At 47.0% G+C, this 16843-nt stretch carries 10 protein-coding genes; all 10 read right to left on the bottom strand.

The window, feature by feature from the left end; translation table 11 throughout:
- Positions 1-10 precede the first annotated feature (10 nt).
- Complete coding sequence (locus tag NCY57_RS06090; RefSeq protein WP_250789556.1) at positions 11-2458, bottom strand: glycosyltransferase family 2 protein; 2448 nt, start codon at positions 2456-2458, stop codon at positions 11-13.
- Positions 2434-8073 carry a glycosyltransferase gene (locus NCY57_RS06085; RefSeq protein WP_250789555.1) on the bottom strand — a complete coding sequence of 1880 codons (5640 nt, stop codon included), beginning with the start codon at positions 8071-8073 and terminating at the stop codon, positions 2434-2436. The genes NCY57_RS06090 and NCY57_RS06085 overlap by 25 nt, the downstream gene beginning before the upstream one ends.
- 14 nt (positions 8074-8087) lie before the next feature.
- A complete protein-coding gene (locus NCY57_RS06080; RefSeq protein WP_021651905.1) occupies positions 8088-9410 on the bottom strand; it encodes an ABC transporter ATP-binding protein in 1323 nt (440 codons plus the stop codon).
- Between the two features lie 132 nt (positions 9411-9542).
- Complete coding sequence (locus NCY57_RS06075) at positions 9543-10349, bottom strand: ABC transporter permease (protein ID WP_015527413.1); 807 nt, start codon at positions 10347-10349, stop codon at positions 9543-9545.
- Positions 10350-10360: 11 nt separating this feature from the next.
- Positions 10361-10918 carry a dTDP-4-dehydrorhamnose 3,5-epimerase gene (gene rfbC / locus NCY57_RS06070; RefSeq protein ID WP_015527414.1) on the bottom strand — a complete coding sequence of 186 codons (558 nt, stop codon included), beginning with the start codon at positions 10916-10918 and terminating at the stop codon, positions 10361-10363.
- 27 nt (positions 10919-10945) lie between these two features.
- Positions 10946-12262: a D-alanyl-D-alanine carboxypeptidase family protein gene (locus NCY57_RS06065; protein ID WP_250789554.1), complete on the bottom strand. Its 1317-nt coding sequence runs from the start codon at positions 12260-12262 to the stop codon at positions 10946-10948.
- Between the two features lie 18 nt (positions 12263-12280).
- Positions 12281-13411 carry a dTDP-4-amino-4,6-dideoxygalactose transaminase gene (gene rffA / locus NCY57_RS06060; protein WP_021651902.1) on the bottom strand — a complete coding sequence of 377 codons (1131 nt, stop codon included), beginning with the start codon at positions 13409-13411 and terminating at the stop codon, positions 12281-12283.
- Between the two features lie 88 nt (positions 13412-13499).
- Positions 13500-14792, bottom strand: coding sequence for an ATP-grasp domain-containing protein (locus tag NCY57_RS06055; RefSeq protein WP_250789553.1), 1293 nt, complete (start codon positions 14790-14792; stop codon positions 13500-13502).
- Entirely contained in the window at positions 14789-15760 is a 972-nt protein-coding gene (locus tag NCY57_RS06050; protein WP_059086143.1) for a hypothetical protein, read from the bottom strand. Before NCY57_RS06050 ends, NCY57_RS06055 begins: the two co-directional genes overlap by 4 nt.
- Complete coding sequence (locus NCY57_RS06045) at positions 15760-16692, bottom strand: glycosyltransferase family 2 protein (protein WP_118368905.1); 933 nt, start codon at positions 16690-16692, stop codon at positions 15760-15762. The genes NCY57_RS06050 and NCY57_RS06045 overlap by 1 nt, the downstream gene beginning before the upstream one ends.
- Between the last annotated feature and the right edge of the window lie 151 nt (positions 16693-16843).

The raw sequence follows: 16843 nt of genomic DNA, 5'->3' as shown, positions 1-16843 counted from the left end.
ATATAACCTCCTATATCCGCTTCAGAGAGAAATCCTGGCTCTCCAGTGTAAGGTTCGGATTATAGTAAGGATCTCCGTCACGGAGGATCTCCGGCCAGTGCTTCTCAAAGGAAGCGATCTCGCGGTTAAATCTTGCCACCTTCTCCGGTGTATCCTCAAGACCTCTGGATTTGGATTCATAGTGATAAAGCTCCGCATAAGGATTGTATACAACCAGATATCCGGCTTTTCCCAGACGAAGGCAGAAATCTATGTCATTAAAAGCAACCTGAAATTCCTCACTTAATCCGTGAACCTTATCAAAGGCCTCACGCTTCACCATCATGCAGGCTGCGGTTACAGCGCTGTAATCCTGGGCACAGATGATCCTGTGGCAGTATCCGGTAGCGTCTCTCTTCTGCTGCACAAAGCAGTGTCCCGCAATGCCGCCGAAGCCAACGACTACTCCTGCATGCTGCACGGTATCATCCTCATAATAGAGCCGCGCTCCTACAGCTCCCACATCCGGTCTCATACAGTATCCCAGAAGCTGCTCCAGACAGTCCGGGCTGATGATCTCCGTATCATTGTTGAGAAGAAGCAGATAGTCACCCTTAGCATGAGCAGCTCCGAAATTATTGATGGCAGAATAGTTGAAAATACCATCCCAGTACACCACATGGGCTTTCGGATTGGATGCTTCCAGCTCTTTATAGTAAGCAAAGGTCTCATCCTCCGTACTGTTGTTCTCCACGATCACATACTCATAATTGCGGTAAGTTGCCTTTTCTTCGATGGAATCAATACATCTCTTCAGATCATCGATGTGATCCTTGTTTGGGATGATGATGGAAATCAGCGGTTTTTCCTCCCAGAGGAATTTTGTACGGTAAAGTCCAAGATATTCACCTTTTTCGATTTCCACCGGAACTCCGAGCCTGTCATAATGAGCCTTGATGGCACGTGCTCCTGCATCAAAGGCATACATTTTGCTTTCCGGATTCTCTGCTGTGGAATCCTCATGGCATCTCCAGTGATAAAGGATCCTGGGGATATGATGGATCTGCTCTCTTCCCGCAGCTTCCACACAGCGGAACACAAAATCATAATCCTGTGCACCGTCAAATTCCTTTTTCAGCATTCCGATCTGATCCACGATTTCTTTTTTTACGACAAAAAGATGACAGATGTAGTTTACTGTACACAAAAGATCAATATTGAAGTCCGGTTTGAAATGCGGCTGAAAGAATTTGTGCCCGTCCATGGACATCTTATCTTCATCGGAATACAGAACCTTAAGCTCCGGATCCTCATTCAGCGCTTTCACACACCGGAACAAGGCGTCCGGCGTCAGCTCATCATCATGATCTGCAAACACGATAAAATCTCCTGTTGCCGCTTTCATGGCCGCATTGGTATTCTCTGCGATCTGAAGTGCCTGGTCGTTGCGGATCACACGGATCCTGTCATCACTTTTTTCCAGCCTGTTCAGATAATCGGTAAGAGGAGAATCTGCTCCGCTTCCGTCGGAAAGACAAAGCTCCCAGTTCCCGTAGGTCTGGGCTTCTATGGAATCTACCAGCTGCTGGAGATATTTTTCCGGTGTTTTGTAAAGCGGGATCACAATACTGAATTTTGGATTCCTGGAAAATTTCGTTTTTCTTTCTTCTGCAAGCTCTGCCTTGTCCGGCAGATGCTTCACGATCCATTTGGAATAATCCACCGGACGGTTTTTACGGTCCAGCACCTTTCCAAATACCTTTCCGGTAAGGGCTGCTGCCCCGTGAAGCTTCATGTAACGGCTTCCCTTACGGAAATATACCGCAGCTTTCTCCGCAAGGCGCTTCTGTGGCTGCAGATGTACCAGACGAAGCGTCCGCACATTGCCTGCCTCAAATACAATGTAGAATTCCCTCACACTGTCATAATGGAATTCAAAGAAAAAACCGCTCTTCTCATCGATTTCTGTTTCCTGGTACTGATTCTGTACATCCACACGTTTCAGTCTGGTGATCTCGCAGGGGATTTCCTTCCGGCTGCGATCCTCCAGGCGTATGGTCAGGGGTCTGTTAAAGGCTGCCCAGCCACGGACACGGCAGATCTTTTCCCCGGCTTCCACCTCGATGCTCTCAATAAAGTACTGCGGTTTTCCCTGTTTCCTGTAAAGCTGTGCTGCCGAAACAGAAAACCACCGGATACGTTTTTCACCCTTTACCGCATAAACAACAAGCTTCTTTTTGCCCTCCAGATCCGGCAGGCAGATTTCCATCTGCACACGTTCTCCGTTTACCAGATCCAGATCCTTAAAGCGCTCCAGGGCGCTGACACGCTCCTGGGCACTGATGGCTGCCGGAAGCTTTTCCCCGTCAAGAACGGCTTCCGGCTTATGATCCTTCGGCCAGGTTCCCTGAAGGTGATACAGAGAACTGTCCTTCAGGTCAAACCTGTCCTTTTCTACTTCGTATAGCTCTCGCTGCATAACAATTCCTCCATTGCATCCTTTCCGGTATTTACTGTAAGGTAATGTTCCATAACCTTCTGATGTGCGGCCTCACCCATGGCTTTTCTGGCCTTCTCATCAGTAACCAGAGCTTCCAGGGCATTGACCCACTCTTCTTTTGTGGTGCACATCCAGCCATCTTTTCCGTTTTCGACCACGTATTCCATCTCACAGTTACGGCTCATGACACTCGGAACCTTTACAAGGGCAGCCTCTGTCCACTTATTCTCGGATTTACACCAGTGGAACAGGCTGTTCTCCAGCGGCATCAGATTGATATCAAGTCCTGCGATCACGGCAGGCAGCTGTCTCCAGTCCATAAACGGAAGCTTCTCGATGCGGTTCTGCACCGGCTCCATTCCGGATTCATCCAGCACACCCACCAGCTTCAGGTAAACCTCCGGGTGGCGCTCCATCACCTCCAGAAGTGCTGCCTCCACCTGGGCAAAATCCTGATCATGGGTTTTGGAACCACTTAAATATCCGATATAGATCCGGTCTTTAGCCTTGTCTGTCTGCTCCACAGCCTCGTGAGACAGGATCTCCATCTCCATACTCATACAGTTGCGGTTGATCACCACCGGTTTTTCCGGAAATTCTTCCCGGATCTCTCCTGCCAGTGTCTCCGTAGATGTAAAATATCCGTCGCAGAATCCCATACATCCGCGGATACGGTCTGTAGTTGTGCGGAAGTCACTGTACTCGCTTCCCTTCAGGAAATGCAGCCCGGAAATTTTTTCGTAATTAAATACCAGGTCATCCACATCATAGTAAACAGGGATTCCGGCTGCTTTCGCCCGGTTGGCAAGCAGTTCTGCTTCCATCAGCTTGCTGCAGCGGTACATCACGATCGCTGTATATTCCTCGATCTTTTCCTGCTCTGCCTGATCTATCTGGATAAACTTCGATGCATAGCCTTTAAGGATCAGCTGCTCCCGGAAATGCTCCACACGATATCTGGAGGCAAAGGAAATCTCCTCTCCTACGAAAAGAAGCCTGCGTTTTTCCACAGGGAGCTCACTTTCGCCGAGAGTTTTCCACAGAGAAATCATCTCTTCCACAATATTCTCCGGCTTCTCATCTTTCAGGACAAGGCCCTTGGCATAGCGTTTCACACGTTCTACAGGTGCACCTACCGGAAGTACCGCTACCGGAAATCCCATGGAAATGATCTCCGAGGTTGTGTAGGAGAAGGTCTCCGGCCATACGGACGGGATCAGGAACATATCAATATCCTGCTCCAGGGTAAGTCTTGGGATCTCCTCTCTTGTATATCTTCCTGTCTGGGAAAATACCGGACTTTCGATCTCTTCGTCGGAAGTACCGATCAGTCTCAGACGGATATTCAGTTCATTCTCTTCGATATATCCTGCAAGCGCCTTCACAACCTCCAGGCCTTTTTTGTAGCAGAGTACGCCGATAAGACCAATGTTAAAGGTCTCTGTGGTTTTTTTATTTTTTTTCACTGCCGGAAGGTAATGGGGTGCATGCGGGATCACATGGAGATTGTATACATCCGGATAAGCACGCTTGAACAGCCTTGCCGTATCATCGGAAAATGCACGGATTTCATCACAGTTTGACAGAAATTCCCGGAATTTTGTACGCCAGAGCGTTCCGGTTCCGTATTCTGTGCAGGCATTGCTGCGGTTATCCGGAATACATTTATCGCAGACCTCACAGGATGGAACACCACAGTATTTTCCTTCTGCATCGATCAGATTCACTGCCGGGCAAAGGGCAAAGAAATCATGAAGAAGCATAAGGAGCTTCGCACCCTGCTCTCTCTTAAGACGCAGGATACGTTCCAGGGTTCCGTAAAGATTCTGATAGGTCACAAGCTCGTTGATCCAGATCTCATCCACACGCATCAGCTCACCAAGGGCAGTTTCCAGATCATTTGCAAAAAATTCCATCTCATACTGCTTATACTGATACGTAAAGTAAAAACGATTGCTTACGATATTATAACGGATGGTCACAAAACGGTATCCTTCCCGCAGAGCCAGACGTCTTTTTTCCACAAGATAAGCCGTTGCACCGCCGCCAAGATCATGGTCAAAGGCCACAATGGTAGGCACATCCAGCTTCCTATTGAGAAGCTTCATTTCCACGTAGAGTCTTACCGGACGAAGCGGGTCTCTTCTGCAGTAATCCGCAGTATCCTTGTTGTAATCCGGATGCTTGCGGAGCAGCGCCTCACTGTGCTCTTTCAGAAGTCTCTGCTTTTCCTCAGACGGGAAACTTCCACCATGCTTGTGATATACAAACAGGTTATCCACATGCACGTTCTCATAGCCTGCAGCTATGGCACGCTGGCACCAGTCATTCTCCTCACCGTAGCCTTTTCCGAAATTCTCCTCATCCAGAAGGCCAACCTCCTGGATCGCTTTCAGGTTCATACCCATGCAGAAGCCCACACCGGTAGGCATAGCCGGATACTGCGGACGGATCATGCGGAATTCATCATCGATCTCCCACAGCGGCATTCCCTCAAACAGTTTGTTATCCCGGCAGAAATCCGGGAAGCTGCAGATGGTTCCGCAGGTGGTAAACGGTGTAGTAGTTGCAATATTTTCCTTTGCAAAGATCGGAAGCATCAGGCGCTCCAGCCACTCTTCCGGAACCTCCACATCTGTATTTACAAGAGCCACATGATTTTCCGCCATCTTTAATCCACGGTTTACAGACGGAAGAAAGCCCATATTGGTCTCATTATTCAGAAGTACCACATTGTCATGCTCTGCGGCATATTTTTCCAGATAGTTTCCTACCTCAGGATCCGGACTCTTGTCATTTACGAGGATCAGACGATAAGGAACCTTCGTCTTTTCAATTCCGGAAAACAGGGCATCAAAATACTCCAATCCGTTGTAAACCGGCACGATCACATCCACCTTCTGCTGATAGACTGCCTGTGGATATGCCTTTCTCGCACTGCGTATATGACGCTGTTTGAAATGACGGAGATTTCCGATACTCTTCGGATCTTCGATCGCGTATACCAGAAGTTCTTTCTGATCCCTGGTTCCCGGGATCTTTCCGATAAGGAATCTTCCGGTATCCGCTGCGGTTCCGTATTCCAGGAAAACAGAAGTCTCTGCCGGCGCAAGAACCGTTGCCAGGAAAGAAAATCCGGCACTTTCCGCATCCGGATTTCCAATGGCATTAGCCACATCCGTACGGTAGATCGTAGTACAGGAAGCCTCCTGAAGCTTCTGTGTTCCCTGATAAAATGCGATCCTTGGCTGTCCCATAGACGCAAACGTCGGATCAAAGGCCCAGCCAATGGCATTTAAGGTGCCATTCTCATAATGGAAGAAATCAACACTGCCCATACAGGTAGGAGTTGTCTCCACTCCCATCACTGCTGCCGGCTCTGTATGATAGCGAAGGACCTTTTTGACCAGTTTCTTTACCTGCTCTTTTTTGCCTGGATGACGAAGGGCCTCTTCCTGCGCACGGGCTGCTTCCTCTGCTGCCTGCTTTGCGGCACGTTCAGCCTCTTTTCTGACACGCTCCTGTTCTCTTCGTACTTCCCGCTCTTTTTCAAAGGCCAGAAGCTTTTCCACATCCGGAAGCTCAAGGCAGTCAAGTTTTCCCTCTATTACGATCCTGTCCACATTTTCCGGGTGCGTAACATCGATAAGATAAAAGCCATCGGTGGTAAAAAACGCAGTGGTACTGTTATCCACCTTCATATGGACACCCTGCGGCACAAGCTCCGCACTGCATCCGCAATCCAGACGCTCTATCCTCACTTTCAGGAAATGACCGTTTGCGGGATTCCAGCGGAGATTTCGTATTCCTTTGATACCGGAAAGCGCAAACTCTACCCGGAAACGGTTTCCGGAAAGTTTTCCCTCTGCATAAAGTGTATGCTCTTCACAGAATCCCTCACCAAGATCATAGTACAGCTTGCTGTGCATCTGATGCTTTTCTCTTTCTCTGTTCACCAGCTCTGTTACGGAAACCGGCACTTTTTTCTGTTCAAACGGGATCAGAGAACCACAGCCCACATACTCATAGACGAAATGCATGGTCCAATCCATAAATATCTCATAGTCTGTATAGCTGATGTCAAACTCCGCCATCATCTCATCCTCATGACATAACCGCGGCAGCTCAGAAACATGTGTATACAGTTCATGGATCAGGCGCCACATGATAAAATTCACAGGCACAGGGAAATCAAACATCCACTCATAATCTATGATCTGATTTTCCTTTTCTCCCATAAAGATGTTGCTGCAGATCAGATCCACATTGGCCGGGCAGACGCATTCGTAATCATTTCTTCCCGGATGATCACCAAATACCTCACGGAACTCTCCGGTCCTGTAATCCACAACCTGACGAGCCCAGAAAAATTCCTGATAGAATTTTTTAAGAAGGGCCTTGATCTCTTCAAGATCTTCTTTCTGGGCAAGCTCTGCGATTTCCTGGTGAAGAGTTTTTCCGGTAAGGAGCGGATAAGAGATCTTTCCGTTTTCTGCCCTGCAGGGAAGATTCTTGTATTTATCAGATCCGGTACTCTCTGTTCCGGTTTTTTCCAGTTTTTCCACAAATTCCTCAGCCTGGGGCACCATAGCCTCTTTTTCCGCACGGACCTCTCCGTTCTCCCGGACGATCCTGGTCAGAAGACGGAACTTTTCTTTTCGCTCCTGGTTCAGCTTCACATAAAGGATTTCCTCCGGGTCCCGGTTTTCGGTACGTCCTGCCTCCACAAGAAAAGAATTCACAAAGCTGTCCAGGATCTTCTCTTTTTCGAAGGCCTTTACGCCTTCACTTTCTGCAAAAAGATCTGCTGTCTTATCTGTGTATACAGGATAGCTTCTTCCGTAGGAATTGGTATAAAGGCTCTCATCTGTAAAAATCTCTGTCGGAAATTTATAATCCGGATACGGGTAGTAAAAGCGCAGAAAAGGAAAGCCGCTGTTTTCCAGCAGCTCTCCCAGTTCATTCTTGGAAAAGGTGCGCACAGACTGATTTCCCGGATATCCATTGATCCCGAAAAAATGAAGATCTGTGTGATCCTCCGGTGCTCCGGCAAAGTACTTCAATCCCAGTCTGTTCTCAATGGCAATCAGAAGTCTTCCCTCCGGCTTCAGATAAGCGCCCATACGCTGAAGAAATGTCTCGTAAGGAGTTTTTCCCTCGGTAAAGCTCATGGCATACTCCAGCACACCGTTTACTACCACATAGTCGAATTTTTCCGGAAAAGTCATGTCATTGAGGTTTCCAACCATGATCGTCAGATTTTCCTTATCCCTGTTTCTCGCATAATTGATATCTGCCCGACGTTTGGAAAGCTCCACGGAAGTCACATGACCGGCCTTGCGGCAAAGCATTCCGGTAATGGCTCCGCATCCGGCTCCGATCTCCAGAACGGAATCCGCCTTTTTCAGAGGATACCAGCTTAAGATATTCTCCCGCAGCCCTGAAAAATGGTAGACCATTGGAAAACTCACCTCTTCCTCCGGCAGGTCTTCAAAAGATTTGCCTTCCTGTGCCATTTTCAGAAGTGTTTCCTCGATATCCCCATCGGAATAATGATCCTTCGCCGTATAATAATCTAAATTCAACTCCGCCATAGTCGTTCCTCCACTTATTTCACAGATACTTTGGAAAACAGATCAAAATATCCCACTGCTTTCTTATCTGTGATCACGGTCAGGTTACACACATCGTAAAGACGATGAAATACGGTAAAATCGCCGTCTTTATATCCGGTGCAGCCCAGACACAGCATATATTCCCCTGCCTCCAGAGGCATCACCTGTTTGAAGGTGATCTCACGGACATCGCCTGCCTTCTGCGGTTTCAGAGGCGTATGTTCATACATGGTATTGGTTCCTGTGATCTCGGTGCCTTTCAGATCTTTCAGGGTAAATGCAAAGATCGGATCACTGACATCTGCCTGGAACTTCACTTTCATCTGAACGGAAAATTCCTTGCCTTTTTCGATCACATTTGTGATCATACCTGTATCATCCCGGATGGCAAAATCCACAATCTCGCCAAGCTTACTGCCGTATTCCAGGACCTTGGGATTCAGGTTCAGGCTGTCCTTCATAGCTTTACCGCTTCCGGTATGTGCTTTCAGTGAAACGTCTGCTCCGGCTGCCTGGTTCTCCGTCGTCTGTCCCTCTTCTGCATCGTCTGTGTTTTCTTCCAGATCTGCATCGTCATACTGATTGACCAGCACACGACGGTAAAGATTGACCATCTCCTTGGCACCACCCTCTGCAAGCTTCTCACCTTTGTTTAGAAGTACAACACGGTCACAGTATTTTCCGATACTGCTCAGGTCATGGCTTACAAACAGAATGGTCTTTCCCATTTCCTTAAACTCTTCGAATTTCCGGTAACATTTTGCCTGGAAAAATACATCTCCTACGGAAAGAGCCTCATCAACGATCAGGATCTCCGGATCGATATTGATAGCTACCGCAAAAGCCAGACGCACGAACATACCACTGGAGTATGTTTTTACCGGCTGATAGATAAAATCACCGATATCTGCAAAATCCAGAATAGACTGCAGCTTGGCATCGATCTCTTCCCTGGAAAAACCGATCATGCTTCCGTTGAGATATACATTTTCAAGTCCGGAATATTCTCCGTTAAATCCGGCTCCCAGCTCCAGAAGCGCTGAGATCCTTCCGTTTACGGCTATTTCTCCGGCCGTAGGCGAAAGTACGCCGGTGATGATCTTCAGGATCGTGGATTTACCGGAACCATTTGTTCCGATAATTCCCACTGTTTCTCCCTTATGCACCTGAAAGGATACATGGTTGAGCGCATAATGCTCTTTATATTTCTTTTTTCTGGATAATCCCAGGGACTCCTTAAGACGATCCATAGGATTATCGTAAAGCTTGTACATCTTACTGACATCATTTACTGAAATCGCAATATCTTCTGCCATTTTCAACCTCACTTTTGTGTAAATCGTTCACTCTCACAATCTGCCGCCGTTCTGCTTTTTATCCTTACAGAGCAAATCCCCCATGGGAACTGTCCGGTCCGGATCAGGCGGATATCCGCCATCCGCATTCAATTAAAGCACATCTGCAAAATGCGGCTTCAGACGTTTGAATATCACAGATCCCAGTCCGAAAAGCAGGATCGTAACTACCCAGAAATAGATCGTCCATGAAGCATGGTTCCAGATCCCGATATGACCAAGCATGGAATCACGGTAGCCCGTAACTACATAGTACATCGGATTCAGCTTAAACAGCTTGATCAGCCATGGATGTGAAGAAAGCATATTGATATCCCACATGATCGGTGTAAGCCATACACCCACCTGAAGAAAAATACTGATGATCTGGGTCAGATCACGGAAAAAAATGACGATCGCACTTGTAGCATACACAAGTCCCAGTACAAAAAGGAAGGTGCAGACAGAGTAATAAATGATCTGCAGTGTATAAAGGCTTGGTGTATATCCGTAGCATGCACATAAGATCAGTGCAAAGGCCACAAAGAAAACATGCACGAAAAGTGCGGAGATAATCTTTACGATGGGAAGGATGCTGATCTTGAATACAACCTTCTTCACAAGATAATTGTATTCGATCAGGGCATTGGTTCCACCGTTTAATGCATCCTGGAAGAAAAACCACGGCACGATACCGGATACCAGATAGAGTACAAAAGGGTAATCCGATACCGTTCCGGCCTTCAGTCCTACGGAAAATACAAACCAGTAGACCAGGATCGTTACGATAGGCTGGATAAATGCCCAGACAATACCAAGATAGGATCCTGCATATTTTGTTTTGAAATCATTTTTTGCAAGGCTTAAAACCAGCTTTCGATTCTGGTACAGCTCCGCCGGCAAAGCTAATATTTTCTTCATTCTGCAATTCCTTATCGATTCTTATATTCCTCGAAGCTTCCCCACTTCTGGTCCTTGTCGGAGAAAATAAGCTCCATGCCTTCCGGGATCGGCCACTCAACGTTAATGTCCTTGTCATTCCAGATCAGTCCGCCCTCATCGTTTGGATGATAGAAATCAGAGCACTTGTAAGTGAACTCTGCATTCTCGGAAAGTACCAGGAAGCCATGAGCAAATCCCTTAGGAATAAAGAACTGTTTCTTGTTTTCTGCGGAAAGGACTACACCATACCATTTTCCAAAGGTCTTGGAGCCTTCACGAAGGTCAACCGCAACATCAAACACTTCTCCGTTTACCACACGTACCAGTTTATCCTGGGGATAGCTGATCTGGAAATGAAGTCCGCGGAGAACACCGTAACGGGAGCTGGACTGATTATCCTGAACGAATTCCACATCAATGCCTGCTTCCTTGAAATCGTTATAATTGTATGTTTCCATGAAATATCCTCTGGAATCACCAAATACAGTTGGCTCGATCACTTTCAGTCCTTCAATATCTCCGCACTGTGTTACTTTTATTTTTCCCATTTTTTCTTTCTCCTTTTCTGTTTTGATTTATTTGTGATGTTTCTTTTCTTTTATTCTGAGAGCCGCAAGAAGGGCGATCAGGATCAGGATCATCGCTGCCATGATCATAAGAAGGATCTTACGCAGGGCAGGAATGCTCTTTTTTTCGCTGGTGTCCTCTCCGGCTATACTCTTCTCTGTTATTTTGCTGTTATCTTCCTCTGCTGATTCTGTGGAAGCTTCCGCTTCAGAACTTTCCGCTTCCTGGCTGTCCTCTGCCGCCGCGGTCGGTTCCGGTACCGGTGTATCAGTTGCCTGTGCAACACTTGCGGTACCAATCAGATAATCTCCGAAATAGTAACCGGTTTCTGTTTTCCCATTGGTATTCTCTGACTTCTCGGTAAGGGAATTCAGCTCCACCCCTTTTGGAAGGAATACATAGCCGCCATTTACTTCTGTTTTTGTGAAATTCTCAAATGCGTAATTGAACATAGCTGTACTGTCCATACAGGAATTGGAAAGCTCTGTTCCACGCATAGTCACTGCAATATATGTGGTATTATCTCTGGTCACTCCTGTGACAAGTGTATGCCCTGCCGCAACGGTAGTTCCGGTTTTTCCACCAATGCAGCCTTCATAGTAAAATCCACTTTCCGGTGCAAACATAGGATGATGAGTATGCAGGATCCTCTGCTGGCTGTTCATATTTGTAGGCTGGATGATATAGTCCGGTGTGCCCACGACCGTACGGAATGTTTCATTTTTCAGGCCTTCTCGGAAGATCAGCGCCATATCCCGTGCTGAAGAATAATGATTATCATCCGGAAGTCCGCTGGAATTTGCAAAATGTGTATTGGTACATCCGATCTCACTGGCGCGCTGGTTCATCATATCGATAAATGCCTGCTCTGTCCCGCCGATATGCTCTGCGATCTGTGCCGCAACGTCATTGGCAGACTGGATGATCAGAGCATGAAGGCAATCCTCCATAGTCAGGACTTCGCCCACCTTTGTGCCGATATTACTGGAATCTGCCGTAACATTACGCACCCCGGTCTCTGTAAAGGTCACCTTCTCATCCATGGTGGAGTTCTCCACTGCCACCAGCAAGGTCATGATCTTGGTAATGCTGGCCGGATATCTCTGTTCATCTCCGCCCTTGTTATAAAGAACAACTCCTGTGCCTGCATCCATCAGGATACCGGTATCTGAGGTAATATCCGGTCCTGCCGGCCATCCCTGGATCTGGTTGGTGCTGATATCATATTTCGCATTCAGATCCACTGCAGCCATGGTCTGTAACGGCAGCATCAGCGCCACACCGACTGCTGCGAAAACTGCCAGTAATTTTTTTGTTTTTTTCATAGCTCTCCCCTTCTTCTGTCAAAACCCGTCAAAGGAAGCAATCGCATCCACAACTCTCTTCGCATCCTCCATATCCAGATTATAGAACATAGGCAGTCGCATAAGACGCTCGCTTTCTTTTGTAGTATAAACATCTTCTCCGGAAAATCTTCCGAATTTTTTTCCTGCCGGTGCGGAATGAAGGGGTACATAATGGAACACACTGCAGATATCCTTTTCGCGGAGATATTTCAGAAGCCTTGTGCGTACCTGGATATCATGTACCTTAATGTAGTACATATGTGCATTATGTGTGCATTCTTCCGGTACATAAGGCTGCTGGATCTTTCCTTCCTCCGCCAGAAACCTGAGGTTCTCATTGTAAAAATCATAGATCTGCATCCGCTTATCGCTGATCTTCTTATGCTGCTCCAGCTGGGCATAAAGATATGCCGCATTCAATTCGCTCGGAAGATAGGATGATCCATAATCCATCCAGCGGTATTTATCTACCTGACCACGGAAAAACTTACTGCGGTCCGTTCCTTTTTCTCTCAGGATCTCTGCCTTCTCCAGGTACTGCTCCCCGTTGAACAGGATCGCACCACCCTCTCCCATGGTATAGTTCTTAGTCTCATGGAAGCTGTAGCAGCCAAAATCTCCAATGGTACCAAGGGCTTTTCCCTTATAGTAGGCATCCACACCCTGGGCCGCGTCTTCCACTACCTTCAGATCATGTCTTCCGGCAATCTCCATGATCGTGTCCATCTCGCAGGCTACTCCTGCATAATGGACCGGAACGATCGCGCGGGTCTTATCTGTGATCGCCTGTTCGATCAGCTTCTCGTCAATATTCATGGTATCCGGCCGGATATCCACAAATACGATCCTTGCACCGCGAAGCACAAATGCATCTGCCGTTGATACAAAAGTATAAGACGGCATGATCACCTCATCGCCAGGCTGGATATCTGCCAGAAAAGCAGCCATCTCCAGTGCATGGGTACAGGAGGTTGTCAGCATCACATGACCCACATGAAAGCGCTCTTCCATCCATGCAGAACATTTCTTCGTGTAGATCCCGTCGCCGCAGAGCATTCCCCGTTCTACTGCGTCACGGATGTACTCAAATTCCTTACCTGTAAACGCAGGTCTGTTAAAATCAATCATGTATTTCCTCTTTATTTCTTATTCTTCATGGTTTTTCTACATTAACTGTACATTCCATTTTCTCACACTCATGTTGTAAATTCAATGCCTATTTTTCTGCCGGTGCATAATCCGGGATCTGATTATGGTATGCCACCTCCTGGCCGTTGGGATCCAGAATATGCATTTCCTCATAAAACTCTTCTGTGAGAAGATCCATTTCCTTACGATTCTCTGTTTTTACATAATATAATGCCAGATACGGATTAGGGCCATGCTCAATGACCTTCTCTCCTTCCTGATAAAAGATCCAGGGCTTTTCCACCTGTTCTTTCTCTCCCAGCCGGACTGCCGCAGACTGATCCCCGATGGTAAGAAGCCTTCCCTGAAAATAAATGACAGCTCCACAGCACTGTGGTTTATGAACATCGTGTTCTGCCAGCATTTTTTCCAGCTTATCCGGATCATAGAGAGATGCAAGAAGAAGCTCTTCCATATTAAATCCATAGACCATATCGGTCAATTCATGCTCATATCCGAAAAATCGTGCGGCGATCTCGCAGACCTGGATACCTTCTCCCGGCTTCCAGAAAAACTGCATGGAAAGGGCTCCATCTTTCTGACCGGTTCTGTCCGCATATGCCTGAAGAAGTTCTGTGGCAGGCTTTTCAACTTTTGACAATAATCTGGAAGGATACACATTTCTTGTGCTGATGGGGATCTCCCCTTTGGCAACAAATGTCTTTTCACGGTCTGCAATACTGATCACATGGACCTTTCCATGCTGCACCCAGGTCATCATATTGAATTCATAGCCATCGTTATATTCTTCCACCAAAATCTCCGGCATATCAGAAAATCCTGCTGTTTTTTCTGCCCCGTTTATCAGCTCCTCCAGATCTTCGGATATATAGATCCCGCGGGAGCCGTATTTATCCAGTGGCTTGCTGACTACCGGATAACGAAGTCCCTCAAGCAACTCTTTCAGCTGAGTTCTTTTGGACCTGTCTTTAAAATATGCGATCGGGATTTTTCGAAAGCCTGGAGTGGGAAGTCCCAGTTCAGTAAGCAGTGCTCTGGTCACTGATTTATCACGATACCAGGGAAGCTGCTCCGGTTTCAGATAACAGGGGATTCCTGCCCGGTCCGCGATCTTTACCATACATTCCAGAAGAAGGTCGGAAAAGGATGTGATGATCCCATCGATCTCTTTTTCTCGGCAGAGACAGGCGATCCGTTCCGTATCTGTTACCGGGATCTGAAATGCCTCATCTGCAAATTTTCTTGCCGGACCATCCGGATATCCGTCGCAGACAATGGTGTAGTATCCTTTTTCGCGGGCCTTCTGCACCAGCTGCTCAAATTCTCCCAACGTTCCCAGTATCAGCAATCTGTGTTTCATGATTCCGTTTCCTCCCATTCTCTTATGGAATCCGCGATATACTGCATTTCTTCTGCCCCGTATCTCTGGTCACAGGGAAGCGGCAGCACATTGGCAGCCCAGTCATATTCCATGGTATCCCTGTCAAATTCTTCCAGGATATTACGCCAGTTTGTCGGCACAAAAATCTTCCGGCCTGCCAGCCAGCGTCGAAGCTCTAATCCGTTCTTATGATAATACGGATAGGCAAACGGTCCCTCCGGCACCTCCCCTGTAAAAGCATTCCTTGAAGGAAGAAGCTGCGACAGCAGACGGTAGTTCTGTTCTCTTCTTGCTTTGATACCGGAATAATCCATAGTCCTGAGGAGGTTTCCGGTCAGACGGGACATTCGGCGGATCTCCATCTCATGATAATTTGCTGCATTATCCAGCATTTTCTGATAGAAGGTTCCGGCATCATATTCATAACGTCCCAGAATATGCTCCATTCTTCCCATGGAATGGTCCAGAGGCTTCTTTTCCGGTTCCAGTTCCGCATCGGTAGACAGATATGCTCCGTCACTGACTCCGAGAAATTTTCTGCAGGAGTACAGAGTGTCCACACCCGGCAGCGGCTTCTGAAAAAACGCATGCGTATGATCCACAATGATATTTCCATAGATTTTTTTATATTTCCGGATCTTATCATCGGTAAGCTGGCCATAATAATTTACCAGATACAGATATTCTCCTTCCGGAAGCGTTCTCTCCTCAAGAACCGGATGCAACCCTTCATCCATATGATAAAATTCGATTTCTGCCCCGGACCTCTCACAGGCACCGGTTACGGAATCGCAGAGAAAAAATGGCAGGTAGATTTTTTTGCACCTGCGTGCTTCCATCAGCCACAAAAGCGCTGTTCTTCCGAGATTCACGCCGCAGAGATCCGGATAGTATTCCTGTCCCGCCGGTTCTTCCAGTTCCAGATAGCCGCCGATCTCTTTTTTCATCAGTCTGTCTCCTCCTGACGGATCACATAGTGCGGCATCTTTTTGGCCTCATTGAGAATATTCATGAGATAAATACCGATGATCCCGATCGAAAGCAATGTCAGTCCGAAAAATGCCAGCATCACAAGCATCAGAGATGTCCAGCCTTCCACTGAGATCCCGCACAGAAAATATCTCACCAGATAATAGATCCCCAGTAAAAAGCTTACCAGAAAACTGGCAATGCCGATGTTTCGCACCATAAGCAACGGAAATGCCGTATGGGCAGTAATATCATAGATGAGATCCTTCACAAGGCGGCGAAAAGAATATCCGCTCTTTCCATATGCACGTGCTGCATGCTGCACCGGAACATTGATGATACGGTTGGAGCTTAAAACCAGAAGATTTCCGATCTGCGGAAGATATGTATTGGTCTTCAGCATGGCTTCCACCAGAAACCGGCGGATCAGTCGATAACTGGTGATCTGAAGGTTCGGATCCTTGCCGAGCATTTTGGAAGTTGCCCATACAGACAGCTTTGTGCCCAGCTTCCGAATCAGATTATGCTTACGTCCTTCATAGCTTGCAATGATCACATCCACATCGTCACGTTCCTTCATTACATTGATCATTTTGGGGAGCTCCTCAGGCTGATGCTGAAGGTCATCATCCATAGTTACGATGAACTCTCCCTTTGCGTGGGCAAATCCGCACAGAAGCGCAGGATGCTGTCCAAAATTCCTTGCCATCTGGATGATCTTGACATGGGGATCTTTTTCCCGGAGTTCTTGCATAACCGCAAAAGACCGGTCCCTGGACCCGTCATCTACAAGGATCAGTTCAAATTCTTCTTTTATCGTTTCCCGGAATACTTTTTCCAGACGGGTGTACAGTTCCTGCAGCGTATGTTCTGAATTGTATACAGGAACAACCACTGAATATAAACACATATCGTTTTTCCTCTCTTTTGTATCAATTGACACTTATCGTTTAATCTTATCATTTTCATTTCCTGTTGTAAACCATTACATTGTTCAAACATTTTCTTGCATAAACCTGCCGGATGATATATATTGATTATCAGTCTATGATAATCGCATT

The organism is Blautia sp. MB18-30, from assembly GCF_023669475.1.
Lineage (GTDB): Bacteria > Bacillota > Clostridia > Lachnospirales > Lachnospiraceae > Blautia_A > Blautia_A fusiformis.
This window is presented reverse-complemented; position numbering and strand designations above follow the sequence as displayed.